We start from the raw sequence: 23456 nt of genomic DNA, 5'->3' as shown, positions 1-23456 counted from the left end.
ATGAAACCCTTGCACCTGTTGCTATCCATCGTGGCTATCGCCTGCCTGGCGGCCGTGCCGCTGGGCGTGACCAACACGTATTACCTGCACCTGATCGAAACGATCATGATCTATTCGATCCTGCTGTTCGGGCTCGATATCGTGGTGGGCTACACCGGCCAGGTCTCGCTGGGCCACGCCGGGCTCTTCGGCATCGGCTCGTATGTGGCGGGCGTGCTGTTCTTTCACTTGCAGATGCCCATCTGGGTGATTCTTCCCGCCGCCATCCTGATTGCGGCGGCGTTTGGCGCGGTGCTGGCGTTGCCGGCGCTACGGGTCACGGGGCCGTACCTGGCGATGGTGACGCTGGCGTTTGGCACCATCATCCAGATCCTGATCAACGAGATGACCTTCATGACCGAAGGCCCGTTGGGCATCAAGATTCCCAAGCCGTCCATCGGCGGGCACATCCTGACCAAAAGCGAGTACTTCTGGCTGGTGGGCGCGCTGCTGGTGATCTCGCTGATCGTCGTGCACCGCATCCTGAAGTCGCATCTGGGCCGTTCGTTCGAAGCGTTGCGCGACAGCCCGATTGCGTCCGACTGCATGGGCGTGTCGGTCTACCGGCACAAGGTGTTCGCGTTCGTGATCAGCGCCGGTTTCGCCGGCCTGGCGGGTGCGCTGTATTCGTATTCCGAGCAGTACATTTCGCCCAACACGTACAACTTCGAACTGACCATCCTGTTCCTGCTGGCCATCATCATGGGCGGGCGCAAGAGCCGCACGGGCGCGCTGCTGGGCGCGTCCATCATCGTGCTGCTGCCCAAGATGCTGGACGACATCGGCACCTTCCGGCTGATCGCGCTGGCGGTGGCCATCCTGGTGACGGTGGGCAGCATCATCGCCGTGTCCAAGGGCCGCGCCGAACCGCGCCGCGTGGTGGTGCCGGTAGTCGGCACCATCGTGCTGGCGATCTTCTCGTACTGGCTGGAAGCCGTGACCGACTGGCGCCTGACCATCTTCGGCGCGATGATTCTGTTCGTTGTGTACTACCTGCCTGACGGCATCGTGGGCTTTGTGCGCAACCTGTTCTTCTCGAATCGCCGCGCGGCGCTATCGGTGAAGAAGGACCTGGTCAAAGAGCAGGACGCGGTGCCGGACGCCGTGGTGGCCGGCAAGGGCGAGACCTTGCTGACGGCCAAGAGCGTGCTGATGCAGTTCGGCGGCCTGAAGGCGTTGAACGAAGTCGACCTGACCATCAAGCGCGGCACCATCCACGGCCTGATCGGCCCGAACGGTTCGGGCAAGAGCACCATGATGAACGTGCTGACGGGCATCTATGTGCCAACGGCTGGCGCGGTGGAGTTCTCGGGCAAGTCGCTGGTCGGCCTGGCGCCCGCGGACATCGCGGCCGCAGGCATTGCGCGCACCTTCCAGAACGTGCAGCTGTTTGGCGAGATGACGGCGCTGGAGAACGTGCTGGTGGGTCTGCATCACACGTTCACCACGGGCTTGGCCGGCATTGCGCTGCGCACGCCGAAGTGGAAGGGCGAAGAGCAAGGCGCACGGGCCCGCGCGATGGCGCTGCTGGAGTTCGTGGGCCTGGAATCCCTGGCCACCGAAGAAGCGCGCAACCTGCCCTATGGCAAGCAACGCCTGCTTGAAATCGCCCGCGCGCTGGCGCTGGACCCGCAACTGCTGCTGCTGGACGAACCCGCTGCCGGCCTGACCGCGCCCGACATCGTCGAGCTGCTGGCCATCATCCGCAAGGTGCGCGATCACGGCATCACGTTGATCCTCATCGAGCACCACATGGATGTGGTGATGGGGGTGTGCGACACGGTGTCGGTGCTGGACTTCGGCCAGAAGATCGCCGAGGGCCTGCCGAACGAAGTGCAAAGCAACGCCAAGGTTATCGAGGCGTATCTGGGCGGCGCGCCCGCCTGACGCCAAGAGGACAACAAGATGCTATCGATCAAGAATCTGGAAGCGGGTTACGGCAAGGTGAAGGTGCTGCACGGCATCAGCATGGAGGTGCCGAAGGCGAAAGTCGTGACGCTGATTGGCTCAAACGGGGCGGGCAAGACGACAACGATGCGTGCCGTGTCCGGCATGATCCGCCCGACAGCGGGCGAAATCACGTTGGGCGGCAAGCGCATTGATGGCCTGGAGTCTCATCGCATTGCGCGGCTGGGGCTGGCGCATTCGCCGGAGGGGCGGCGTGTGTTTCCGACACTGTCGGTGACGGACAACCTGCTGCTGGGCGCGTTTCCGCGCTTGACGGGAAGCCGGCCGAAAGGCGATGTGCAGGCGGATCTGGGACGTGCGATGGATCTGTTTCCGCGCCTGAAGGAACGCCGCGATCAACTGGCCGGCACGTTGTCGGGCGGTGAACAGCAGATGCTGGCCATGGCGCGCGCCGTGATGCTGAATCCGGAGCTGGTGCTGCTGGACGAACCGTCGATGGGGTTGGCGCCGATTCTGGTGGAAGAGGTATTCAGGATTATTGCGCGGCTGAAGGATGAAGGGGTGACGATGCTGCTGGTTGAGCAGTTCGCGGCTGCGGCGTTGCAGGTGGCGGATTACGGGTATGTGCTGGAGAACGGGCGGATTTCTGTGCACGGAAGTGCAGAGAAGTTACGGGGGGATCCGGCGGTGGTGGCGGCCTATTTGGGTGGGGGGCATTGAGGGGGGGGTTATGGTTCGTTGGGTTTGTTTCTGATGACGCCCGTGACGCCCGTAGGTTTCTGGTGACGCCCGTAGCGGCGGTGGCCTGCGGTGCGCGGGGCAACGATTGCGGTCCGGAGCCTTCGCTCCGGACTGCCCCGTCGTCATCTTCGTCACCCGCCGTTGGCGGGTTCCTTCAGATTCCCTCGGGCTTATCGACGCCCCGCGCACCGCAGGCCACCGCCGCCACGGGCTCGGGTAGTTGCAATCTGACGTCAACTGGGGCGAATGGCTTTCTTAGGGTTCTCACCACGGGTTTTGGGTGGTGGAAGATCTTGCGGGGCCCGCTCCAGGCCGGCCGCGCGGGCGGCCTTTTGGAGCTTACGCATCGTGCTGCGTCGTCGCTCTTTTCGCTTCGCGTGTGGCTGATTTGTTTGGGTGCTTTTTGGGCGATGTTGGTCGCTCGACAAACGCAATCAGACTGCAATTTCGACGAGACTGCATTTTTAAAAATCGCATTCAGACTGCATTTTTAAACAGCGGAGTCAGACTGCATTTTCCACGGAGCCGTCCATGGAAAAATGCAGTCTGAATCGATTCACAACCTTCGATTAACGATCAGACAATCGTCAACGTCACATCGATGTTGCCGCGCGTGGCGTTCGAGTACGGGCAGACGATGTGGGCGGCGGCGACCAGCTTTTCCGCCAGTTCACGGTCCATGCCCGGCAGCGAGATCTTCAGTTCAACTTCGATGCCGAAACCGGTGGGGATCGCGCCGATACCCACGATGCCGTTCACCGATACGTCTGCCGGAATCGCGATTTTGTCGCGGCCGCCGACGAACTTCATTGCGCCCAGGAAGCAGGCCGAGTAGCCCACTGCGAACAGTTGTTCCGGGTTCGTGCCAGCAGCGCCTGCGCCGCCCAGTTCGCGCGGGGTCGTCAGCTTGACGTCCAGGTTGCCGTCGTCGCTGACGCCACGGCCTTCACGGCCGCCGGTGGCGGTGGCATTGGCGCGATAGAGGACTTTTTCGATAGACATGATGCGTTTCCTTGTTGGAATGAAAAGTTGAACTGCCTGCCGGGCGGGACCTCCCGCGTCAGCATTAATATCGCACACAACTAAATCGTGCGCTACTTATTAGACCGGATGATGACAGCCATCACCCATCTTTCAAACACTATCGACCAGCTTTTCCCGCAGCGCGTGCAGCGTCTTCATCATGCCTTGCGCTTCGTCCAGCGTGCATTGCGCGGCGCCGGCAATCGCGTGAGGCACGTTTTCCGCTTGCTCTCGCAAGTCGCGGCCTTGCTTGGTTAGCGTCACAATCACTTGGCGCTCGTCGTCCACCGCCCGCTTGCGCGTCACCAGACCTGCCGCTTCCAGGCGCTTTAACAGCGGCGTCAGCGTGGCGGAATCCAGGAACAGGCGGTCGCCGATATCCGTTACCGTAATTTCATCGCGCTCCCACAGCACCAGCATCACCAGATACTGCGGATACGTCAGATCCAGACCGCGCAAGAGCTTGCGGTACACCTTGTTCATCGCCAGTGACGTTGAATACAAGGCGAAGCACAGCTGGCTGTCCAGCAGCAGCGGATTGAACGCGCCTTTGGGTTTGGATCTGGATTTCATTGCGCAATATTAAATAGCGCACTATTTAACGTCAAGCGGTTTTTTTTCTTTTCATCCGCCTGGCCACTTGTCCCGTCAGGCCGCGTGTTCGCCTTCCACTGTGCTGCGATCCGACCCGTATTGTTTCAGGCCATCCAGGTCCAGCACACGCACCGCGCCGTATTCCACATTCAGCAAGCCCGCTTCTTCCAGCTTGCGCAGCGCCTGGTTTGCGCGCTGGCGCGACACCCGGGCCAGATAGCCGACTTCTTCTTGTGTAATCGTCAGGCGCATCCCCATGCCGGGATACAGCAAGGGGTTGAAGAGCTCAGCCAGACAACGGGCCACGCGCGCGTCCGGGTCCAGCAGACGGTCGTACTCCGCTTTGCCGATGAACTGCGCCACGCGCTCATTCAGTTGGTGGAGCAGGTAGCGGTTGAACGGAATGCTGTTGTCCAGCAGCCAATCAAAAGCAGGAGCCGGCAGGCGCGCCACGACCGAATCTCGCAAGGCGACGATGTCATATTTGCGGACTTCGCGTTTCAAGAGCGAGCCCTCGCCGATCCAGCCGCCGGCGGGTACGCCCGTCAACGATGCGACCTTGCCTTCCGCGTTGCCGACCGACACCTTCACCAATCCGGCCAATACGCCAATCCAAGCCTGTGCGAGTTCACCTTTGCGCTCTATGATCGATCCGGCAACGACTTGCTGCACGGACAGGTCCCGCTCGACGCGCGATTGCTGCTCGGCGTTAAGCACGCGAAACCAGGCCGCGGCAAGTTGCAGGGAGTCGGATAGCTGCATCGGGAATACCCTAAAAGTTCCTTGAATGTCGCGATGGTGACAGTTGGTAGCAACCCAACCTTATACCTTAACTCCTGCCGTAAATCTAAAACCAACTGGTCAAGCCCCTCATCGCCATCACCGCTCCCGCGGGCCCTGGCGCGATGTGCCCAAACCGGAGGAGACAACGTGGCACATTCATCGCCCGCATCTGCACAGGTGCCGGCGGCGCTGGATACCTTTCCAGCGCTGCTGTTCGCGCATGCCAAGGTTCGTGGGTCGCGGCCCGCGATACGAGAGAAAGATCTGGGGATCTGGCAAACCCTGACGTGGTCCGATGTGGCGACGCATGTGCGCCATGTGGCCAATGGCCTGGCGGCGCTGGGCATCCGCCCCGGCATGCACGTCGCCGTCATCGGCGAAAACCGTCCCCGCCTGTATATGGCCATGATGGCCACGCAATCGCTGGGCGCGATTCCCGTGCCGCTTTATCAAGACGCGGTTGCGCAGGAAATGGTCTATGTGCTGCAAGACGCCGAGATCAGCGTGGCCGTGGTGGAAGACCAGGAACAGGTCGACAAGATGCTGGAAGTGCGCGAGCAATGCCCCGCGCTCAAAGCGGTGGTGTTCGATGACCCGCGCGGCCTGCGCCATTACACCGACGCGATGCTGCAATCGTATGAGCAGCTGGAAACGCTTGGCCAGCAATACGCCGCGCAGCATCCCGATTATCTGGACCACGCCATCGCCGCCGTGCAGCCGCAAGACCCGGCCGCCATGTTCTATACGTCGGGCACGACAGGCAAGCCCAAGGGCGTGGTGCTTACGCACCATGCGCTGATCGACCGCGCACGCGCCGTGTCTGAAATGGAAAAGCTGACCGACCGGGAAGACGTGCTGGCGTACCTGCCGCCCGCGTGGATCGGCCAGAACATGTTCTCGTACACGCAGTTGCTGGTCACGGGCTTTACCGTGAACCATCCCGAATCGCCCGACACCGTGTCGATCGACATGCGCGACATCGGCCCCACCTATTACTTCGCGCCGCCGCGCGTGCTGGAAGGCCTGCTGACGCACGTGATGATCCGCATGGAAGACGCGGGCTACATCAAGCGCAAATTGTTCGGCGCCTGCATGAAGCTGGCGCGCCGCGTGGGCACGCGCATTCTGGACGGCGAATCCGTCAACGCCTGGGACCGCCTGCGTTACGCGCTGGGCAACGCGCTGATCTACGGCCCCTTGCGCAACGCGCTGGGCATGAGCCGCGTGCGCGTGGCGTACACCGCGGGCGAGGCCATTGGCCCCGACCTGTTCGTGTTCTACCGGTCCATCGGCATCAACCTGAAGCAGTTGTACGGTTCCACTGAAACGTCCGTGTTCGTCTGCGTGCAGCCCGACGGCAAGGTGCGCGATGACACCGTCGGCCCGCCGGTGGCCGGCGTGGAAATCCGCGTCGCGGACAACGGTGAAATTCTGGTGAAGAGCCCGGGGCTGTTCAAGGAGTACTACCGCAACCCGGCCGCCACCGCCGAAGCACGCAGCGCCGACGGCTGGTTCCACACGGGCGATGCGGGCTACCTGGACACCGATGGCCAGTTGAAGATCATTGATCGCGCGAAAGACGTGGGCAAGCTGGCCAACGGCAGCCTGTTCGCGCCGAAGTACATCGAGAACAAGCTCAAGTTCTTCCAGCACATCAAGGAAGCCGTGGCGTTTGGCGCCGACCGCGATGACGTCTGCGCCTTCATCAATATTGATCTCGAAGCCGTGGGCAACTGGGCCGAACGCCGTGGCCTGGCGTACGCGGGCTACACCGACCTGGCCGCCAAAGAAGAGGTCTATCAACTGATCGCCGAATGCGTCGAACAGGTGAATGCCGACTTGGCCACGGACCCCAAGCTGTGCGCATCGCAGATCAGCCGCTTCCTGATCCTGCACAAAGAACTGGACCCCGATGACGACGAGCTGACCCGCACGCGCAAGGTGCGCCGCGCGTTCATCGCGCAGAAGTATGGCGTGCTGATCGACGCGTTGTTTGGCGGCAAGCAATCGCAGTTCATCGAGACCGAAGTGAAGTTCGAAGACGGACGCACCGGCAAGATCTCGGCCGACCTGAAGATCCGCCCCGTCAAGACGTTTCCCGCCATCACAGCCCGAGCCGCGTAGAGATCATGAGCAACAACGACCGCGACCAGCGTATCGGCGACGTCATGCTGGACATGCAGAACATCTCCTTGTCCTTTGGCGGCGTGAAGGCGCTGACGGACATTTCCTTCAATGTGCGCGAGCATGAGATTCGCGCCATCATCGGCCCCAACGGCGCCGGCAAGAGCTCGATGCTCAACGTCATCAACGGCGTCTACACGCCGCAGAAAGGCGGCATCGAATTCCGCGGCGAACGCTTTTCGAAGATGAACCCGCGCCGCGCCGCCGAAATGGGCATCGCGCGCACGTTCCAGAACCTGGCCTTGTTCAAAGGCATGAGCGTGCTGGACAACATCATGACGGGCCGCAACCTGCGCATGAAGTGCGGGCTGCTGTCGCAGGCGTTTCGCCTGGGGCCGGCCGAGCGCGAAGAAACGCAGCACCGCGAATTCGTCGAGAACATCGTCGACTTCCTGGAAATTCAGGCCTATCGCAAAACGCCCGTGGGCCGTCTGCCCTACGGCCTGCAAAAGCGCGTGGACCTGGGCCGCGCGCTGGCCATGGAGCCGCGCCTGCTGTTGCTGGACGAACCCATGGCCGGCATGAATATCGAGGAGAAGCAGGACATGAGCCGCTTCATCCTGGATGTGAATGATGAATTCGGCACCACCATCGTGCTGATCGAGCACGACATGGGCGTGGTCATGGATATTTCCGACCGCGTGGTGGTGCTGGACTACGGCAAGAAGATCGGCGACGGCCGCCCGGACGAAGTCCGCGCGAATGAAGACGTCATCAAAGCCTACCTCGGCGTGTCGCACTAAGGCGGACAGACATGGGATTTTTTCTAGAGACCTTATTCGGCGGCTTGATGAGCGGCATGATGTATGCGCTGATCGGCCTGGGCTTTGTGCTGATCTTCAAGGCATCCGGCGTCTTCAACTTTGCGCAGGGCGCGATGGTGCTGGTGGCCGCCTTGTCGATGGCGCGCTTCTCGGAGTGGATTCCGCGCTGGCTTGGCTTTGACAACATGATCCTGGCCAACGTGCTGGCGTTCATTGTCAGCGCCATGGTGATGTTCCTGCTGGCGGTGGCCATTGAACGCTTTGTGCTGCGCCACCTGGTCAACCAGGAAGCCACGACGCTGTTGATGGCAACGCTGGGCATCAGCTACTTCCTGGATGGCTTGGGGCAAATCACGTTCGGCAGTTCGGTGTATTCCATCAACGTGGGCATGCCGAAAGACCCGTTGATGATTCTGGACACGGTCTTCGAAGGCGGGTTGCTGATCAACCTGGAAGACCTGACAGCCGCTGTCATTGCGGCGCTGCTGGTGGCCACGCTGGCGCTGTTCTTCCAGTACACGTCCACGGGCCGCGCGCTGCGCGCGGTTGCCGATGACCACCAGGCCGCGCAGTCCATCGGCATTCCGCTGAACCGCATCTGGGTGATCGTGTGGTGCGTGGCGGGACTGGTGGCGCTGGTGGCCGGCATTATCTGGGGCTCGAAGTTTGGCGTGCAATTCACGCTGTCCACCGCAGCGCTGCGCGCGTTGCCGGTGGTGATTCTGGGCGGCTTGACGTCGGTGCCGGGCGCCATTCTGGGCGGCCTGATCATCGGCGTGGGGGAAAAGCTGTCCGAGGTCTACCTGGGGTCGCTCGTGGGCGGCGGTATCGAAATCTGGTTTGCCTATGTGCTGGCGCTGGTGTTCCTGCTGTTCCGTCCGCAAGGGCTGTTCGGCGAGAAGATCATCGACCGCGTGTAAACCACCAGGCCTCTAGGATAAAAACATGTTCTATCGCGAAAACGGCCAGTTCAAGACCACGTACCGGGCCGACCAGCAGATCTTCCCGATCCGCCAGGACCGCATCTTCATCTGGCTGCTGATGGCGGTGGCGTTCATTGCGGTGCCGGCGCTGTCGTCCGACTACCTGCTGCGCGCCATCCTGATTCCGTTCCTGATCCTGTCGCTGGCGGCAGTCGGCCTGAATATTCTGGTGGGCTACTGCGGCCAGATCTCGCTGGGCACCGGCGCCTTCATGGCGGTGGGCGCGTATGCGGCGTGGAACTTCGGCGTGCGCTTTCCGGGCATGCCGCTGATCATCCAGATTCTGCTGGGCGGCTGCTTCGCCACGCTGGTGGGCGTGATCTTCGGCATTCCCAGCTTGCGCATCCGCGGCCTGTATCTGGCGGTGGCAACCCTGGCAGCGCAGTTCTTTGTGGACTGGGCATTCCTGCGCATCCCCTTCTTCACCAACTATTCGTCGTCGGGCAACGTGTCGGTGCCGCCGCTCACCGCCTTCGGCTTGCCGGTGCAGACCGCGCTGGAAAAGTACCTGTTCGTGCTGATTCTGGTGGTGGTCTTCAGCCTGCTGGCCAAGAACCTGGTGCGCGGCGCCATCGGCCGGCAATGGATGGCGATTCGCGACATGGACGTGGCGGCATCCGTCATCGGCATTCGCCCGATGTACGCCAAGCTCACGGCGTTTGCGGTCAGCTCGTTCATCGTTGGTGTGGCCGGCGCCTTGTGGGGCTACATCCACCTGGGCTCGTGGGAGCCGCTGGCCTTTGACCTGACGCGTTCGTTCCAGCTGCTGTTCATGGTGATCATCGGCGGGCTGGGGTCGATTATCGGCAGCTTCTTCGGCGCGGCTTTCATCGTGCTGGTGCCGGTGGCGCTGTCGAACATTCCGCATGCGCTGGGCATTCCGCTGTCGGTGGATACGGCCGCGCACATCGAGCACATGGTGTTCGGCGCGCTGATCGTGTTCTTCCTGATCGCCGAGCCGCACGGGCTGGCGCGCTTGTGGAGCATCGGCAAGGAAAAGCTGCGCATCTGGCCGTTCCCGCACTGATTGATTTCGTACTGATTTCGCATTGATTTCTGCGGACCGCGGCGGCAAAAGTGCCGTGATCCACATCCTGAATACCCGGCTCAAGACCGGGCCAATCCCGGTGTCCCAGGGTTTACTGACCCAAGCACCACGCAGGAGGTAAATGGAGATGAAGCGTCTTAACCTGAAGTTGGCGGCAGCCCTGGTGGCCGCAGCCGGCGCCATCGGCGCCGTGGCCACGCCGGCAATGGCGGCCGAAGAGCAGTTCGTTCCGTTGCTGGTGTATCGCACCGGGTCGTTCGCGCCGCTGGGCATTCCCTGGGCCGATGGCAAGCTGGACTATCTGAAGCTCGTCAATGAGCGCGATGGCGGCGTGAACGGCGTGAAGATCACGTACGAAGAATGTGAAACCGCCTACGCCACCGACCGCGGCGTGGAATGCTATGAACGCCTAAAGGGCAAGGGCACGGGCGCGTCGGGCTTTGACACCCAGTCCACCGGCATCACGTTCGCCGTCAGCGACAAGGCCATGGTCGACAAGGTGCCCGTCGAAACGATGGGCTACGGCCTGTCGCAATCGGTGGATGGCAGCGTGTTCGAGTGGAACTTCCCGCTGCTGGGCACGTACTGGACCGCCGCTGACGTGATGATCCAGGACATCGCCAAGAAAGAAGGCGGGATGGACAAGTTGAAGGGCAAGAAGATTGCGCTTGTCTATCACGACTCGCCGTATGGCAAGGAACCGATTCCGCTGCTGCAAAAGCGCGCCGCCAAAGAAGGCTTCGAGCTGGTGCTGTATCCGGTGACCGCGCCGGGCGTTGAGCAAAAATCCACCTGGCTGCAAATCCGCCAGGCACGCCCGAACTACGTGCTGCTGTGGAGCGCGGGCATCATGACGCCCACCGCCATCCGCGAAGCGCAGGCCAGCGGCTACCCGCGCGACAAGATGTACGCCATCTGGTGGGCCGGCTCCGAAGGCGACGTCAAAGACCTGGGCGATGTCGCCAAGGGCTACAACGCCATCACCGTGCACAACAGCGGCGCCGAGCACGACAAGGTCTATGACGACCTGAAGAAGTTCGTCTACGACAAGGGCCAGGGTTCGGACAAGACGGCCAAGAACACGCTGGGCACCATCGCCCACACGCGCGGCATGATGATTTCGATGCTGCAAGTGGAAGCTATCCGCACGGCGCAAGAGAAGTTCGGCAAGGGCAAGGCGTTGACGCCTGAGCAAGTGCGCTGGGGCTTCGAGAACCTGAACCTGACGCAGGAAAAGCTGGACAAGCTGGGCTTCGGCCAGATCATGCGTCCAGTCAAGACCTCGTGCAGCAACCACAAGGGCGACGACTGGGCTCGCATCGTGCAGTGGGACGGCGCCAAGTTCAAGGTGGCATCCGACTGGTATCAGGCCGACAAGACCATCCTGGACCCGATGGTCAAGGACGCCGCGGCCAAGTACGCCAAGGAAAAGAACATCACGCCCCGCACTTGCGAGAACTGATGTGAACCGGCGGCGGGCGTCCTTCGGGGCGCCCGCCGCCACCACGCCGCAGGAATCGTCATGACCGCTGCATCTTCCGCTGCAACCCTCGCTGCCTCTCCCGTCGACACGCCGAACGTGCTGCTCGACGTGAATGGCATCGAGGTGATCTACAACCACGTGATCCTGGTGCTCAAGGGCGTGTCCCTGCAGGTGCCGGAAGGCAAGATCGTGGCCTTGCTGGGCGCCAACGGCGCGGGCAAGACCACGACGCTGCGCGCCATATCAAACCTGCTCAAGGGCGAGCGCGGCGACGTCACCAAAGGCCACATCCAATACCGTGGCCAACGCATCGAACGGCTGTCACCGGCCGAACTGGTCAAGCGCGGCGTCGTGCAGGTGATGGAAGGCCGGCACTGCTTTGCGCACCTGACCATCGAAGAGAATCTGCTGACCGGCGCCTATACGCGCAACATCAGCCGGGGCGATACCGCGGCCGCACTGGAACGCGTCTACCAATATTTCCCGCGCTTGAAACAGCGCCGCGGCAGTCAGTCCGGCTACACGTCGGGCGGTGAGCAGCAGATGACGGCGATCGGCCGCGCGCTGATGGCCAACCCCAACATGATCCTGCTGGACGAACCGTCCATGGGCCTGGCCCCGCAGATCGTGGAAGAAATTTTTGAAATCGTGCGCGACCTGAACCAGCGCGAACGGGTGAGCTTCCTGCTGGCCGAACAGAACACCAACATCGCGCTGCGCTATGCCGACTACGGCTACATCCTGGAGAACGGGCGCGTGATGATGGACGGCGCGGCGTCGGACTTGGCTCAGAACGAGGACGTGAAAGAGTTCTACCTGGGTATTTCCAGCGGCGAGCGCAAGAGCTTCCGCGACAACAAGTTCTATCGCCGCCGCAAACGCTGGCTGGCTTGAGAGAGGGTGCGATCCCATGTCCGAGTTTTTCGATGTCCTGGAAACGCGAGCGCCCGAGCAACGTGAGCGCGAGCTGATGGCCGCCTTGCCCGCCGCGATCACCCGGGCGATGGCCCGCGCCCCGGCGATTGCCGAGCAGTTGCGCGGCGTTGATCCCGCCACGATTACGTCGCGGGCGGCGCTGGCCCGCCTGCCCGTTTTGCGCAAGCACGAATTGCTGGAACGCCAGCAGCACAGCCGCGACGATGCCGCCGCGCCCGCCGGGCCAGGCAAAACGTTCGGCGGATTTTCCGCCATTGGCTGGGGCGAAGCGATGCGGGTGTTTGCGTCACCCGGCCCCATCTACGAACCGGAAAGCGCGCGCGCCGATTACTGGCGCTTTGCCCGCGCCTTGTACGCGGCGGGTTTTCGCGCGGGCGAGCTCGCCTACAACTGCTTTTCCTATCACTTCACGCCCGCCGGTTCCATGATGGAAACGGCGGCGCACGCGGTGGGCTGCACGGTGTTTCCGGGCGGCACTGGCCAGACCGAACAACAGGTGCGCGCGATTCAAGACCTGGCGCCCAGCGGCTACACCGGCACGCCCAGTTTCCTGAAGATCATCCTGGAGAAATCCGATGAGCTTGGCGTGAAGCTGGATTCGCTGCGGCGCGCGCTGGTGTCGGGCGAAGCATTCCCGCCGTCGCTGCGCGACTGGCTGGCCGCGCGCGGCATCGAAGGCTATCAGGCGTATGGCAGCGCCGACCTGGGCATGATTGCGTTCGAGACGCCCGCGCGCCAAGGGCTGGTGCTGGGCGAAGACATCATCGTCGAGATCGTGCGCCCGGGCACAGGCGAACCGGTGCCAGATGGTGAAGTCGGCGAAGTTGTCGTCACCACGCTGAACCCCGACTATCCGCTGGTGCGCTTCGGCACGGGCGACTTGTCGGCGGTGATGCCCGGCATCTCACCTTGCGGCCGCACCAACACGCGCATCAAGGGGTGGATGGGCCGCGCGGATCAAACCACCAAGGTGCGCGGTATGTTCGTGCACCCGTCGCAAGTGGCGGACGTGGTGCGCAGGCATCCTGAAATTTTGCGCGCGCGGCTGGTCATCAGCGGCAGCACGGGATCGGACCGCATGGTGCTGAAAGTGGAATCACGCGTGCGCGGCGAAGAGCTGTCCAAGCGCATCGCCGATTCCGTGCGTGATGTGACGAAGCTGCGCGCTGACGTGGAATGGGTGGACGCCGACGGCCTGCCGAACGACGGCAAGGTTATTGACGACGTGCGCACGTACGAGTGACGTCGGAATAAAGGGCAGAGGAAAGGGCAGAGTAAAGGGAAGAGGAAAGGGCAGAGTAGTAAAGGGCGGGGACGGGCGGAGCCAAGGCGCCGCGCGGCCTGCCACGCCCTGCCGCGCCCTGCCGCGCCCTGCCGCCCCTTGACGGGCCTTGACGGGCCTTGACGGGCGCCCACGGTAACGTCGGCGCGCGCGCGGCGCTACTTGCGCCTGAGGAACTCAAGCGCCGAGAAGATCGCCATGCCGGCGACCATCGCGGCCACGAAGATCAGCGCTTCCTGCACGCCGGCCGCGGCGGCCACCAGCGCCGGGCCGGGGCAAAAGCCCGCCAACCCCCAACCCGCGCCAAACGCCACGCCGCCCAGCGCCAAGCGCAAGTCGATGCCGGTGGCGCTGGGCCAGCGCATCGGTTCCCCCGACAGACTCACCCGGCGACGGCGCAGCAGGGCGAAGCCTGCTGCCGTAATCACCACCGCGCCGCCCATCACAAAGGCCAGCGACGGGTCCCACTGGCCCGCGATATCCAGAAAGCCCAGCACCTTGGCCGGGTTGGCCATGCCGGACACGATCAACCCCAGCCCGAAGACCAGGCCCGATGCGAAAGCGATCAGCGCCACCATGTCAGCTTTCCGCCCGACATTGCGTTGTGTAGGCCATATCAGCCTCCCGCCCGAAATTGCATTGCGTAGGCCATGTCAGCCTCCCACCATATGCCGCGTCGCGTAGACCATGGCGAAGCCCGCGGCCATGAACAACGCGGTCGCAACAAACGACCGGCGCGATCCGCGCGACAAGCCACACACGCCATGTCCGCTGGTGCAGCCCGACGCGTAGCGCGTGCCGATGCCCACCAGCAAGCCCGCCACGATCAGACGCGGGGTGCTGGCCTGGACCACCATGGCGGGCAGCGCCGCCCCCAATTGGTATAGCCAGGGCGCCGCGCACAGCCCCAGCAAAAACGCCAACCGCCACACGCTGTCGCGTTGCATCGGCAGCAAGCCGCCCAGAATGCCGCTGATACCGGCGATGCGGCCCGCGCCCGCCATCAGCATCACGGCGGCGGCCCCGATGAGCAAACCGCCCGCGGTCGCTGCCGCTGGCGTGAAAGCGGGCCAGTCCATATTCATGAGAGTGACTCCATCGCGCGGCCGCAGTACAAACTGGAAAGCGTTTTCATGACCTGGCTGACTTCGAAGCTGGCCATCTGGTAGTAGACGTACTTGCCCTCGCGGCGCGTCGTGACCAGGCCTTCGTCGCGCAGCACGCCCAGTTGCTGGGACAAGGTCGGTTGGCGGATGCCGGTCAGCGATTCCAGTTCGCCCACGTTGCGTTCCCCCTGCACCAGTTGGCAGAGCAGCAGCAGGCGGTCTTCGTTGGCCAGCGCCTTCAACAGCGTGCACGCTTGGGCAGCAGATTCACGCAAGGCGGCAAGTTCGCAATCGGTCAGGGCGGCATTCATGGCAAGCAGGTTCGGCGGGCTAGTAATTTTTCATTATATTGACGGATAAACTATCAAACAATATTATTTAAAAATATATATTGTTCCCAGCGGCCACAATGAATCCCCACATCCAAGCGTTTTTTGATCCGGTCACCGCCACCGTCACCTATGTGGTGCACGACGGCAGCGCCTGCGCCATCATCGATTCGGTGCTGGACTACGACCCCAAGTCCGGGCGCACTCACACGGGCAGCGCCGACCAGGTGGCCGAGTATGTCCGCGCACAAGGGCTGACGCTTCAGTGGCTGCTGGAAACCCACGCCCATGCCGACCACCTGTCCGCCGCGCCGTACTTGCAGCGCCAGCTGGGCGGCGTCATCGCCATCGGCCAGAGCATCCGCACCGTGCAAGGCGTGTTCAAACGCGTCTTTAACCTGGAGCCCGAATTCCAACTGGACGGCTCACAGTTCGGCCGCCTGTTCACCGATGGCGAGACCTTCAAGATCGGCACGCTTACCGCCACGGCCCTCCACGTGCCGGGCCATACGCCTGCCGACATGGCCTACCTGATTGGCGACGCCGCCTTCGTGGGCGACACGATGTTCATGCCGGATGTCGGCACGGCGCGCTGCGACTTCCCCGGCGGCGATGCGCACCAGCTGTACCGGTCGATCCAACGCCTGCTTGGCCTGCCCGGCGGCACGCGTCTCTTCATGTGCCACGACTACCCGCCCAATGGCCGCGACGCGCATTGGCAAACCACAGTGGCCGAGCAGCGCCACGCCAACATCCACGTGCGCGACGGCATCACCGAAGCGGAATTCGTCGCCATGCGCACCAAGCGCGACGCCACGCTCTCCATGCCCACGCTGATCCTGCCCGCCATCCAGGTCAACATCCGCGCGGGCCACTTTCCGCCGCCCGAAGACAACGGCGTGCGTTATCTGAAGATTCCCGTCGACGGACTCTAGGGCCGCAATAGGCTCGCAACGGACTTGCGCGCCTGAAACTTATCCCGCAAGATCGCCCGATCAACCGATTGCCGATCAGACGGATTGCCCATGTTCGCAGAAGCCGAAGCCGACCCCAGCCTGTCCAAGGACGAATTCAAACCGCTGGAGGAGCGGCTGCGCGTCGCCCTGCTCAACGCGCAATACGAACGCCTTGAGAAGCGGGAAAAAACCCTGTTGGTGGTGGTGGCGGGGATAGACGGCGCCGGCAAAGGAGCCACCGTCAATCTGCTGAACGAATGGATGGACCCGCGCCACATCAAGACGCTGGCCTACGGGCCGCCCGAAGGCGAAGAGCAGGAACGCCCCCCGTTCTGGCGCTACTGGAAAGATCTGCCGCCCAAGGGCAGCACGGGCATCGTGTTCGGCTCGTGGTACGCGCCGTTGATCATCGAGTCCGCGCGCAAGAAGCCCAACCAGGAATATATCGAAGCGCACTCCGCCGCCATCCGGCACTTTGAAGCGATGCTGGCCGCCGAAGGCGTGCAGATTGTGAAGCTGTGGTTTCACCTGTCGGCCAAGGCGCAAAAGGACCGCGCCCAGCGTCTGCTGGCCAGCCCGGAGACCTCGTGGCAGGTCAGCCCGGTGGACCTGAAGGTCTACAAGAAATACGAGCGCATTCGCAACGGCGGGCAGATCGTCGTGAACCATACCGACAGCGGCCACGCGCCCTGGGTGGTGATTCCCAGCGCCGACGAGAACATGCGTTCGGTTCGCACGGCCGAAGCGGTGCTCACCGCGCTGCGCCAGCGTGGCGTGCCGCGCATTCCTCAATCGTTCCTGGCGCATTCCCGCCCAGCCCGTATCGTCGACCGCCTGGGCAAGCTGGATTACGACGCCAAGATCGACAAGGACGATTACGAATCCGAGCTGGGCCTGCTGCAAGGCCGGCTGGCGCGCGCGGCGCGGTCCAAAGCCTTCCAGGAGCGTTCGCTGATTCTGGTGTTCGAAGGCCAGGACGCCGCCGGCAAAGGTGGCGCGATCCGCCGCGTGACGCACGCCTTGGACGCCCGCCAATACGACATCACGCCGGTTGCCGCACCGAATAGCTACGAACTGTCGCGGCCCTATCTGTGGCGCTTCTGGCGGCACCTGCCGCGCCATGGACGCGTCGCTATTTTTGACCGCTCCTGGTATGGCCGCGTGCTGGTCGAACGGGTGGAAAAGCTGATCACGCCGGCCCATTGGCGCCGCGCCTATGCCGAGATCAATGACTTCGAACAACAGCTGGCCGCAAGCGGCGCGCTGGTGCTGAAGTTCTGGCTGGCGGTGACGGCGGACGTGCAGCTCGAGCGCTTTCAAGAGCGCGAGAAATCGCCCTTCAAGAATTTCAAGATCACGCCTGACGATTGGCGCAACCGCGAGAAATGGAAAGACTATGCGGCGGCGGCCAACGAGATGCTGACGCGCACGGATGTGGGCCACGCGCCCTGGCATCTGGTGTCCGCCAACGACAAGCGTTACGCTCGTCTGCAAGTGCTGCGACACGTCGTCGAAGCCATGGAAGAAAAGCTCTGAATTCCTCTCCCCTGATCCGCATCCGCCAGGAGGCTTTGCGCCATGAGTACCGCTGAAATCCGCCCCATCGTCGCCGCCGACTTCGACGTCTGGCTGCCGCTGTGGAAGGGCTACCAGGAGTTCTACCGCGTCAACATCGATGACGCCGTAACCCGCAACACCTGGGCCCGCTTCCTGGACCCCGCCGAACCCATGCACGCAGCGCTGGCGTATGAAAACGGACGCGCCATCGGCATGGTGCACTGGATCTTCCACCGTTCTACCTGGACCGCGGGCGATTACTGCTACCTGCAAGACCTGTACGTGGACCCCGACGTGCGTGGCACGGGCGCAGGCCGCAAGCTGATCGAACACGTGTACGCCGAAGCCGCCGCCGCCAACGCCGCGCGTGTGTATTGGCTGACCCATGAAACCAATGCCGCGGCCATGCAGCTTTACGACCGCATTGCAGACCGCTCAGGCTTCCTCCAATACCGCAAGGTGATGGCGTGAGCGCTCGCGACCCGAACTGTCCGCTGTGCCAGGAAGACGGCGGCACCGTGCTGTGGCGCGGGCCGCATCTGCGCGTGATCGAGGTAGACGACGCCGACTATCCCGGCTTCACCCGCGTGATCTGGAACGGCCATCTGGCCGAGATGACAAGCCTGTCCACGCATGGGCGAGACCTGCTGATGCGGGCCGTGTACGCCGTCGAAGAGGCGCAGCAATCCATCTTGACGCCGGACAAGATCAACCTGGCGTCGTTGGGCAACATGGTGCCGCACCTGCACTGGCACGTGATCCCGCGCTGGCGCGGCGACCGCCACTTTCCTGATCCGATCTGGGCCGCGCCGCGCGTGGCAGCCGGCGCCGAACCGGCGGATTGGGTGGAACGCCAAGCGCGCACGCAAGCGCTGCTGCCGCGCTATCGCAACCGGGTCGTTGAGGCGATGAACGCGCTGCTCATGCACTGAGCGCGGCGCGACGGGGCCGCCCCCGTTCGGCTAGCCAGTGCGTATATGCACGCTCGACCTGATCCGCCGCGCGTTCGGCGGTGAACAGCCCCAGGCCACAGATCAGGTGACGGCCGGCATCCCCCATTCGGCGGCGCAGATCAGGGTCGGCCAGCAGCCTGTCCAATGCGCTGGCCAGGGCGGCGGGATTGTGTGGCGGCACCAGCAGGCCGGTCACCCCTTCCACCATGGTTTCAGGCACGCCGCCCACGGCCGTACCCACCACCGGCACGCCCATTGCCGCGGCTTCGATGAACACGGTGCCCAGGGCCTCGCGGTGAGTCGGCAACGCGAACACGTCAAAGGCCTTCAGCACATTGGCGATATCGTCCCGCCGCCCCAGGAAATGCACCCGCGACGCCAGGCCCAGGGTTGCCACCAGCGCGTGCAATTGGCTCAGCACCGGCATGCCGTCGCCCACCAACACCAGGTGCGCCGACGGGAAGCGGGCGGATACATGCAGGAAGGCGTCGATAAGATCAGCATGGCCCTTGTCGGCCCGCATCACGGCGACGCAACCCACCACGAGAGCGTCGTCCGGCAAACCCAATTCGCGCCGCACGCAAGCGCCTTCGCGCAACTGCGGCAACTCCACCGGGGAATGAATGGTGGCGACGGACCCGGGCCGCGCACCGCCATCCAGCAGCTGCTTGCGCACGAACCGGCTGACGGCAATGACCCGATGCGCCAGCCACGTATAGGCATAAAGGGAACGGATGGGGTTGGCCAAATGGCGCGTGCGCACGATCAGCGGCGTGCCGGCCAGCCGGGCGGCCAATGCCGCCAGCACGGTATCGCGACGGCTGTGGGTGTTGAGCACATCAAAGCGTTCGCGCCGCAGCAGGCGGTGGATAACCGCGACGCTGCGCAAGAAATTGAAGGGGCCGTCCATCACGGTGTGGTGCACGGTGAAACCGGCTTGCGCCAGACGATCGCCCAATTCCGCCCCCGGCTGGCAGACCAGTTCCAGATGATGGCCGCGCTTGCGCATGGCGATCATCTCTTTGTAGATGCAGAACTCCTGACCCCCAAACGACGTGGCGGCCTCGGTGTGCAGGATGCGCAGGCCGCCGGTGGCCCGGGCGCCGCGCGGCGCAGGGGAATTACGCATCGTCATGCCCCTTGGCCTGCACCGGATGGAGATCATTCCACGCGCGCCCTTCAAGGAGCAGGAAGGCTTCAAGGTAGGCGTAGTCTTCCGGGTTCAGCGGCGCCGCGCCGTGCGCCTGACGATCATGGACGCATTCCGACGCAACCAGGCGTTGCTTTTGCCAGACGCGGATAGCGCCCATCGGCGACATCGAAAACTCTGCGCCGTCGCGGCGCCACGTCTGCACCCGCGCGCTGGGTACCAAGCGCGTAAGTTGATAGACCCCGTTTGACGCGGCGTCAGCGGGTGGCGTCAACGACAACCCAATGTCCACCAAGCGAGGTATGGCGCTTGCGGTAGAAAGCGTGTGAGTTAAAACGGAAAGGGAAGGCAGGAAGGGCATGGCATTGCACTCATAACAAGGCGTTATTGCATTCCGCCCGAGGTGCAAAATGTTCGAGAACTTTCTTATTCTTGGAGGCATTGCGGGTCGGTAATATTCCCCGTCGCCATACATCTCGTGATGGCCGGCTGCTCAGACCACCCGACGCAGCAACACCCTGCTAGAAAACCCGCTTCCGGCCACAGCCGGCTCTCCATCAGCGGGCCTCAGGATGACAGCAAAATGGCACGCATTTCGCCGACAAAGCCCGGAATTTTCCTATCGTTCAGGTAAAATTCAGCTCTATTTTCCGCAACCCGAATCCAGGAATTTCCTTTGACCCACGTGGCAACCCCGCACCCTCGCCCCTCATTTCTACAGGCCTTTCTGCGCTCCGAGGCGCTCGGCGGCTACGTGCTCATGGCGGCCGCGCTGGCCGCGTTGATCATCGCCAACAGTCCGGCAGCGCCGCTCTACTTTGATGTGCTGGGTAGCAAACTGGGTTTCCAGGCGGGCCCCATCGTGCTGCGCGAGACGGTGCTGCACTGGATCAATGATGGCCTGATGGCCGTGTTCTTTCTGCTGGTCGGGTTGGAAATCAAGCGCGAAGTGCTGGACGGCCAGTTGCGTGGCGTCTCGCGCATCGTCTTGCCCGGTATCGCCGCGCTGGGCGGCATGGTCGCGCCCGCCTTGATCTACGTGCTGATCAACATCGGCAGCCCGGAAACGTTGCGCGGCTGGGCCATTCCCGCCGCCACCGACATCGCGTTCGCGCTTGGCATCCTGGCGCTGCTGGGCAGCCGCGTGCCGACATCGCTGAAAATCTTCCTGACCGCGCTGGCCATCCTGGATGATCTGGGCGCCATCATCATCATCGCGCTGTTCTATACCGCGCAGCTCAAGGTGGTGGCGCTGGCGATGGCGGGCGCGCTGCTGGTCTGCCTGTTCTGCCTGAACCGCGCGGGCGTCACACGCCTGACCCCGTATCTGCTGATCGGCGCTGTGCTGTGGTACTTCGTACTGAAATCCGGCGTGCATGCAACGCTTGCCGGCGTGGCGCTGGCGCTGACCATCCCGCTGAGCCCCCGCAATGCCGGCAAGCCCGGCGCCCATTCCCCCTTGCATGATCTGGAGCACGCGTTGCACAAGCCAGTCGCCTTGCTGATCGTGCCAATCTTCGGCTTCGCCAACGCGGGCGTGTCGTTTGCCGGGATGGGCCTGGCCAGCCTGGCGCAGCCTGTGCCGATGGGTGTGGCGTTGGGCCTGTTCTTGGGCAAGCAGCTGGGCGTATTCGGTTTCGCGTGGCTGGCCATCAAAGCCGGCGTCGCCAGCCTGCCACGCCATGCCACGTTCACGCAGCTGTACGGCATCGCCTTGCTGTGCGGTATCGGCTTCACGATGAGTCTGTTCATCGGTGCCCTGGCCTTTACCGATGCCGCGAGCGTTGACGCCACGAAGATCGGCGTGCTGGCGGGTTCACTGGCCTCTGGCTTGATCGGCTTCCTGTTGCTGCGTATCAAGCCCGCAGCGCCCTCGGAAGACGTGGCGCACCAAGCCGCCTCCTGACTGCCTACGGCTGCTGGCAAGCGTGCGCGCCATCGGCAATCGCACGCGCCAGCCGGTCAATGACCTCGGGCCGGGCCAGGCGGCGCTCTTCGTCCGGGTTCACAATCACCCCCACCTCGACCAGCACACCGGCCATCGGCGCGGTCTTCAGCACCGCCAGGTTATCGAAGCGCTGCACGCCAAGCCGGGCGTCAATCACGGGCCGGCTTTCGCCCACGATCGGGTCCGCGTGATACAGCGACGGCTTCTCGCCCGCGGCCAGCAGCTGTTCGCCAATTGCCCGAGCGCATCGCACGCTCTGCTCGTATTGGGGATTGCGCGACGACACGAAGACGGCGTAGCCCGAGAATTCGCGCTGACGGCCCGCATCGATCAGCCACTGCTGCATGGAATCGTGGTGAATCGAGACAAAAAAATCCGCGCGCGGCGCGATCCTTGAGCGCTTGCCCAGATCTATCTCGGCGCCATCGGCGGCCACTTGCGTCACACGGTCGCCCATGACGCGCAACGCCATCGCCACGCGGTTGCTGATGTCCAGGTTGTACAGATACTCAACCCGCCCGCTCGCGCCGGTAGCGCCGGGGCGAGCGGGCGTGTGGCCGGTGTCCACCACGATATGCGCCGCGTGCGCGGGCAGTGCGGCAAACATCGCGGCGATGCACAGCGCCGTGCGGCGCGCCAGCCGGGGAAGGCGAGTGATAAATGGAAATGCCACGGGGCTGACCGCCTAGAGGAATGTAGGGCGTCGTGGGAAGGGCTCCCGCCGCCGGTTGGGGCGGATTCTCGCGCAGCGCCCCGGCGGACGCAATGATCCGATTCGATTCCGGGACAAAAACGACACGGGCATTCAGCCTGCGCTCAAGCTGAAGGACTACGATCAAGACTTGGCATTCCCCACCAGGAGGTTGCAGCATGAACTCGTTGAATGGAAAAGTCGCCGTCGTCACCGGCGCGGCCAGCGGTATCGGCAAGGAAATTGCACTGACGCTCGCCCGCGCAGGCGCCACCATCGCGATTGCCGACCTGAATCAGGCGGGCGCGGACGCGGTGGCCAAAGAAATTGAACAGGCCGGCGGCAAGGCGATGGGCGTGGCCATGGACGTCACCAGCGAAGACGCCGTGAATCAAGGCATCGACAAGGTGGCGGCCGCCTACGGCAGCATCGACATCCTGATCTCGAACGCCGGCATCCAGATCGTCAACCCGATCGACCAGTTCGCCTTCTCGGACTGGAAGAAGATGCAGGCCATCCACGTGGACGGCGCCTTCCTCACCACCAAGGCGGCGCTCAAGCACATGTACCAGGGCGATCGCGGCGGCGTGGTCATCTACATGGGCTCGGTGCATTCCCACGAAGCTTCGCCGTTGAAGTCGGCCTATGTGGCCGCCAAGCACGCGCTGCTGGGCCTGGCGCGCGTGCTGGCCAAGGAAGGTGCCGCGCATAACGTGCGCTCGCATGTGATCTGCCCGGGCTTTGTGCGCACGCCGCTGGTTGAAAAGCAGATTCCCGAGCAAGCCAAAGAGCTGGGCATCAGCGAAGAAGACGTTGTGAAAAAGGTGATGCTGGGCGATACGGTGGACGGCGTGTTCACCACCGTTGAAGACGTGGCGCAGACCGCGCTGTTCCTGTGCACCTTCCCCAGCGCGGCGTTCACCGGCCAGTCGTTCGTGGTCAGCCACGGCTGGTATATGCAGTAGGCGAGTTCGTAGTCAGCCACGGCTGGTACATGC

General features: G+C 63.4%; 24 protein-coding genes. 15 read left to right on the top strand and 9 right to left on the bottom strand.

Annotation, left to right across the window (positions count from 1 at the left end; genetic code table 11):
- Both AC1DSJ_RS20045 and AC1DSJ_RS20040 read left to right on the top strand, forming a co-directional pair.
- Positions 1-1926, top strand: a complete 1926-nt coding sequence (locus AC1DSJ_RS20045; RefSeq protein ID WP_054420699.1) for a branched-chain amino acid ABC transporter ATP-binding protein/permease — start codon at positions 1-3, stop codon at positions 1924-1926.
- 18 nt (positions 1927-1944) lie between these two features.
- Positions 1945-2667, top strand: coding sequence for an ABC transporter ATP-binding protein (locus AC1DSJ_RS20040; RefSeq protein WP_054420700.1), 723 nt, complete (start codon positions 1945-1947; stop codon positions 2665-2667).
- A gap of 597 nt (positions 2668-3264) precedes the next feature.
- Here the strand turns inward: AC1DSJ_RS20040 and AC1DSJ_RS20035 are convergent.
- The 3 genes from AC1DSJ_RS20035 to AC1DSJ_RS20025 all read right to left on the bottom strand — a co-directional run bounded on the left by AC1DSJ_RS20035 (position 3265) and on the right by AC1DSJ_RS20025 (position 5067).
- On the bottom strand, positions 3265-3690 hold the full coding sequence (locus AC1DSJ_RS20035) for an organic hydroperoxide resistance protein (RefSeq protein WP_054420701.1): 426 nt from the start codon (positions 3688-3690) through the stop codon (positions 3265-3267).
- A 132-nt stretch (positions 3691-3822) separates the two neighbouring features.
- Positions 3823-4284: a MarR family winged helix-turn-helix transcriptional regulator gene (locus AC1DSJ_RS20030; RefSeq protein ID WP_054420702.1), complete on the bottom strand. Its 462-nt coding sequence runs from the start codon at positions 4282-4284 to the stop codon at positions 3823-3825.
- Positions 4285-4359: 75 nt separating this feature from the next.
- Positions 4360-5067, bottom strand: a complete 708-nt coding sequence (locus AC1DSJ_RS20025; RefSeq protein ID WP_427948220.1) for a Crp/Fnr family transcriptional regulator — start codon at positions 5065-5067, stop codon at positions 4360-4362.
- A gap of 168 nt (positions 5068-5235) precedes the next feature.
- On the opposite strand from AC1DSJ_RS20025, the gene AC1DSJ_RS20020 reads away from it, so the two are divergent.
- The 7 genes from AC1DSJ_RS20020 (at position 5236) to AC1DSJ_RS19990 (ending at position 13729) form a co-directional block, all read left to right on the top strand.
- Positions 5236-7212: an AMP-dependent synthetase/ligase gene (locus AC1DSJ_RS20020; protein WP_342067902.1), complete on the top strand. Its 1977-nt coding sequence runs from the start codon at positions 5236-5238 to the stop codon at positions 7210-7212.
- Positions 7213-7217: 5 nt separating this feature from the next.
- On the top strand, positions 7218-8015 hold the full coding sequence (locus AC1DSJ_RS20015) for an ABC transporter ATP-binding protein (RefSeq protein ID WP_054420705.1): 798 nt from the start codon (positions 7218-7220) through the stop codon (positions 8013-8015).
- Positions 8016-8026: 11 nt separating this feature from the next.
- Positions 8027-8956, top strand: a complete 930-nt coding sequence (locus tag AC1DSJ_RS20010; RefSeq protein WP_046803042.1) for a branched-chain amino acid ABC transporter permease — start codon at positions 8027-8029, stop codon at positions 8954-8956.
- A gap of 25 nt (positions 8957-8981) precedes the next feature.
- The gene (locus tag AC1DSJ_RS20005; RefSeq protein WP_054420706.1) at positions 8982-10046 is read left to right on the top strand and encodes a branched-chain amino acid ABC transporter permease; all 1065 of its coding nucleotides are present in this window, start codon (positions 8982-8984) and stop codon (positions 10044-10046) included.
- Between the two features lie 142 nt (positions 10047-10188).
- Complete coding sequence (locus AC1DSJ_RS20000; protein ID WP_082386889.1) at positions 10189-11529, top strand: ABC transporter substrate-binding protein; 1341 nt, start codon at positions 10189-10191, stop codon at positions 11527-11529.
- 60 nt (positions 11530-11589) lie between these two features.
- Positions 11590-12444 carry an ABC transporter ATP-binding protein gene (locus tag AC1DSJ_RS19995; protein ID WP_054420707.1) on the top strand — a complete coding sequence of 285 codons (855 nt, stop codon included), beginning with the start codon at positions 11590-11592 and terminating at the stop codon, positions 12442-12444.
- A gap of 16 nt (positions 12445-12460) precedes the next feature.
- The gene (locus tag AC1DSJ_RS19990; protein WP_342066361.1) at positions 12461-13729 is read left to right on the top strand and encodes a phenylacetate--CoA ligase family protein; all 1269 of its coding nucleotides are present in this window, start codon (positions 12461-12463) and stop codon (positions 13727-13729) included.
- 197 nt (positions 13730-13926) lie between these two features.
- Here the strand turns inward: AC1DSJ_RS19990 and AC1DSJ_RS19985 are convergent, their stop codons facing one another.
- The 3 genes from AC1DSJ_RS19985 to AC1DSJ_RS19975 all read right to left on the bottom strand — a co-directional run bounded on the left by AC1DSJ_RS19985 (position 13927) and on the right by AC1DSJ_RS19975 (position 15185).
- Positions 13927-14346 carry a DUF6691 family protein gene (locus tag AC1DSJ_RS19985; RefSeq protein ID WP_441371983.1) on the bottom strand — a complete coding sequence of 140 codons (420 nt, stop codon included), beginning with the start codon at positions 14344-14346 and terminating at the stop codon, positions 13927-13929.
- A gap of 75 nt (positions 14347-14421) precedes the next feature.
- Positions 14422-14853: a YeeE/YedE family protein gene (locus AC1DSJ_RS19980; protein ID WP_054420710.1), complete on the bottom strand. Its 432-nt coding sequence runs from the start codon at positions 14851-14853 to the stop codon at positions 14422-14424.
- Positions 14850-15185 carry an ArsR/SmtB family transcription factor gene (locus AC1DSJ_RS19975; RefSeq protein ID WP_054420711.1) on the bottom strand — a complete coding sequence of 112 codons (336 nt, stop codon included), beginning with the start codon at positions 15183-15185 and terminating at the stop codon, positions 14850-14852. The genes AC1DSJ_RS19980 and AC1DSJ_RS19975 overlap by 4 nt, the downstream gene beginning before the upstream one ends.
- 98 nt (positions 15186-15283) lie before the next feature.
- Between AC1DSJ_RS19975 and AC1DSJ_RS19970 the strand changes: the two genes are divergently transcribed.
- From AC1DSJ_RS19970 to AC1DSJ_RS19955, 4 genes are all read left to right on the top strand, one after another.
- The gene (locus AC1DSJ_RS19970; RefSeq protein ID WP_441371982.1) at positions 15284-16138 is read left to right on the top strand and encodes an MBL fold metallo-hydrolase; all 855 of its coding nucleotides are present in this window, start codon (positions 15284-15286) and stop codon (positions 16136-16138) included.
- A 90-nt stretch (positions 16139-16228) separates the two neighbouring features.
- Positions 16229-17695 carry a polyphosphate:AMP phosphotransferase gene (pap, locus tag AC1DSJ_RS19965; protein WP_441371981.1) on the top strand — a complete coding sequence of 489 codons (1467 nt, stop codon included), beginning with the start codon at positions 16229-16231 and terminating at the stop codon, positions 17693-17695.
- A 42-nt stretch (positions 17696-17737) separates the two neighbouring features.
- Positions 17738-18187, top strand: a complete 450-nt coding sequence (locus AC1DSJ_RS19960) for a GNAT family N-acetyltransferase (RefSeq protein WP_175170320.1) — start codon at positions 17738-17740, stop codon at positions 18185-18187.
- Entirely contained in the window at positions 18184-18648 is a 465-nt protein-coding gene (locus AC1DSJ_RS19955) for an HIT family protein (RefSeq protein WP_346552625.1), read from the top strand. The genes AC1DSJ_RS19960 and AC1DSJ_RS19955 overlap by 4 nt, the downstream gene beginning before the upstream one ends.
- On the opposite strand, the gene AC1DSJ_RS19950 is transcribed toward AC1DSJ_RS19955, so the two are convergent.
- Both AC1DSJ_RS19950 and AC1DSJ_RS19945 read right to left on the bottom strand, forming a co-directional pair.
- Positions 18638-19804 carry a glycosyltransferase gene (locus AC1DSJ_RS19950; protein WP_420840122.1) on the bottom strand — a complete coding sequence of 389 codons (1167 nt, stop codon included), beginning with the start codon at positions 19802-19804 and terminating at the stop codon, positions 18638-18640. The genes AC1DSJ_RS19955 and AC1DSJ_RS19950 overlap by 11 nt on opposite strands.
- Positions 19791-20099 (bottom strand): hydrogenase, encoded by a 309-nt coding sequence (locus AC1DSJ_RS19945; RefSeq protein ID WP_441371980.1) that lies wholly within the window; start codon positions 20097-20099, stop codon positions 19791-19793. The genes AC1DSJ_RS19950 and AC1DSJ_RS19945 overlap by 14 nt, the downstream gene beginning before the upstream one ends.
- A 396-nt stretch (positions 20100-20495) precedes the next feature.
- On the opposite strand from AC1DSJ_RS19945, the gene nhaA reads away from it, so the two are divergent.
- On the top strand, positions 20496-21725 hold the full coding sequence (gene nhaA / locus AC1DSJ_RS19940; protein WP_441371979.1) for a Na+/H+ antiporter NhaA: 1230 nt from the start codon (positions 20496-20498) through the stop codon (positions 21723-21725).
- A gap of 4 nt (positions 21726-21729) precedes the next feature.
- On the opposite strand, the gene AC1DSJ_RS19935 is transcribed toward nhaA, so the two are convergent.
- Positions 21730-22374, bottom strand: coding sequence for an N-acetylmuramoyl-L-alanine amidase family protein (locus AC1DSJ_RS19935; protein ID WP_427944993.1), 645 nt, complete (start codon positions 22372-22374; stop codon positions 21730-21732).
- A 263-nt stretch (positions 22375-22637) separates the two neighbouring features.
- Here AC1DSJ_RS19935 and AC1DSJ_RS19930 point away from each other — a divergent pair, with 263 nt between their 5' ends.
- Positions 22638-23423, top strand: a complete 786-nt coding sequence (locus tag AC1DSJ_RS19930) for a 3-hydroxybutyrate dehydrogenase (RefSeq protein ID WP_441371978.1) — start codon at positions 22638-22640, stop codon at positions 23421-23423.
- The last annotated feature ends 33 nt before the right edge of the window (positions 23424-23456 follow it).

It is taken from the genome of Achromobacter sp. 01N37, assembly GCF_056399725.1.
Note: the sequence above shows the minus strand (reverse complement) of the source record. Positions and strands in the feature narration are given on the sequence as shown.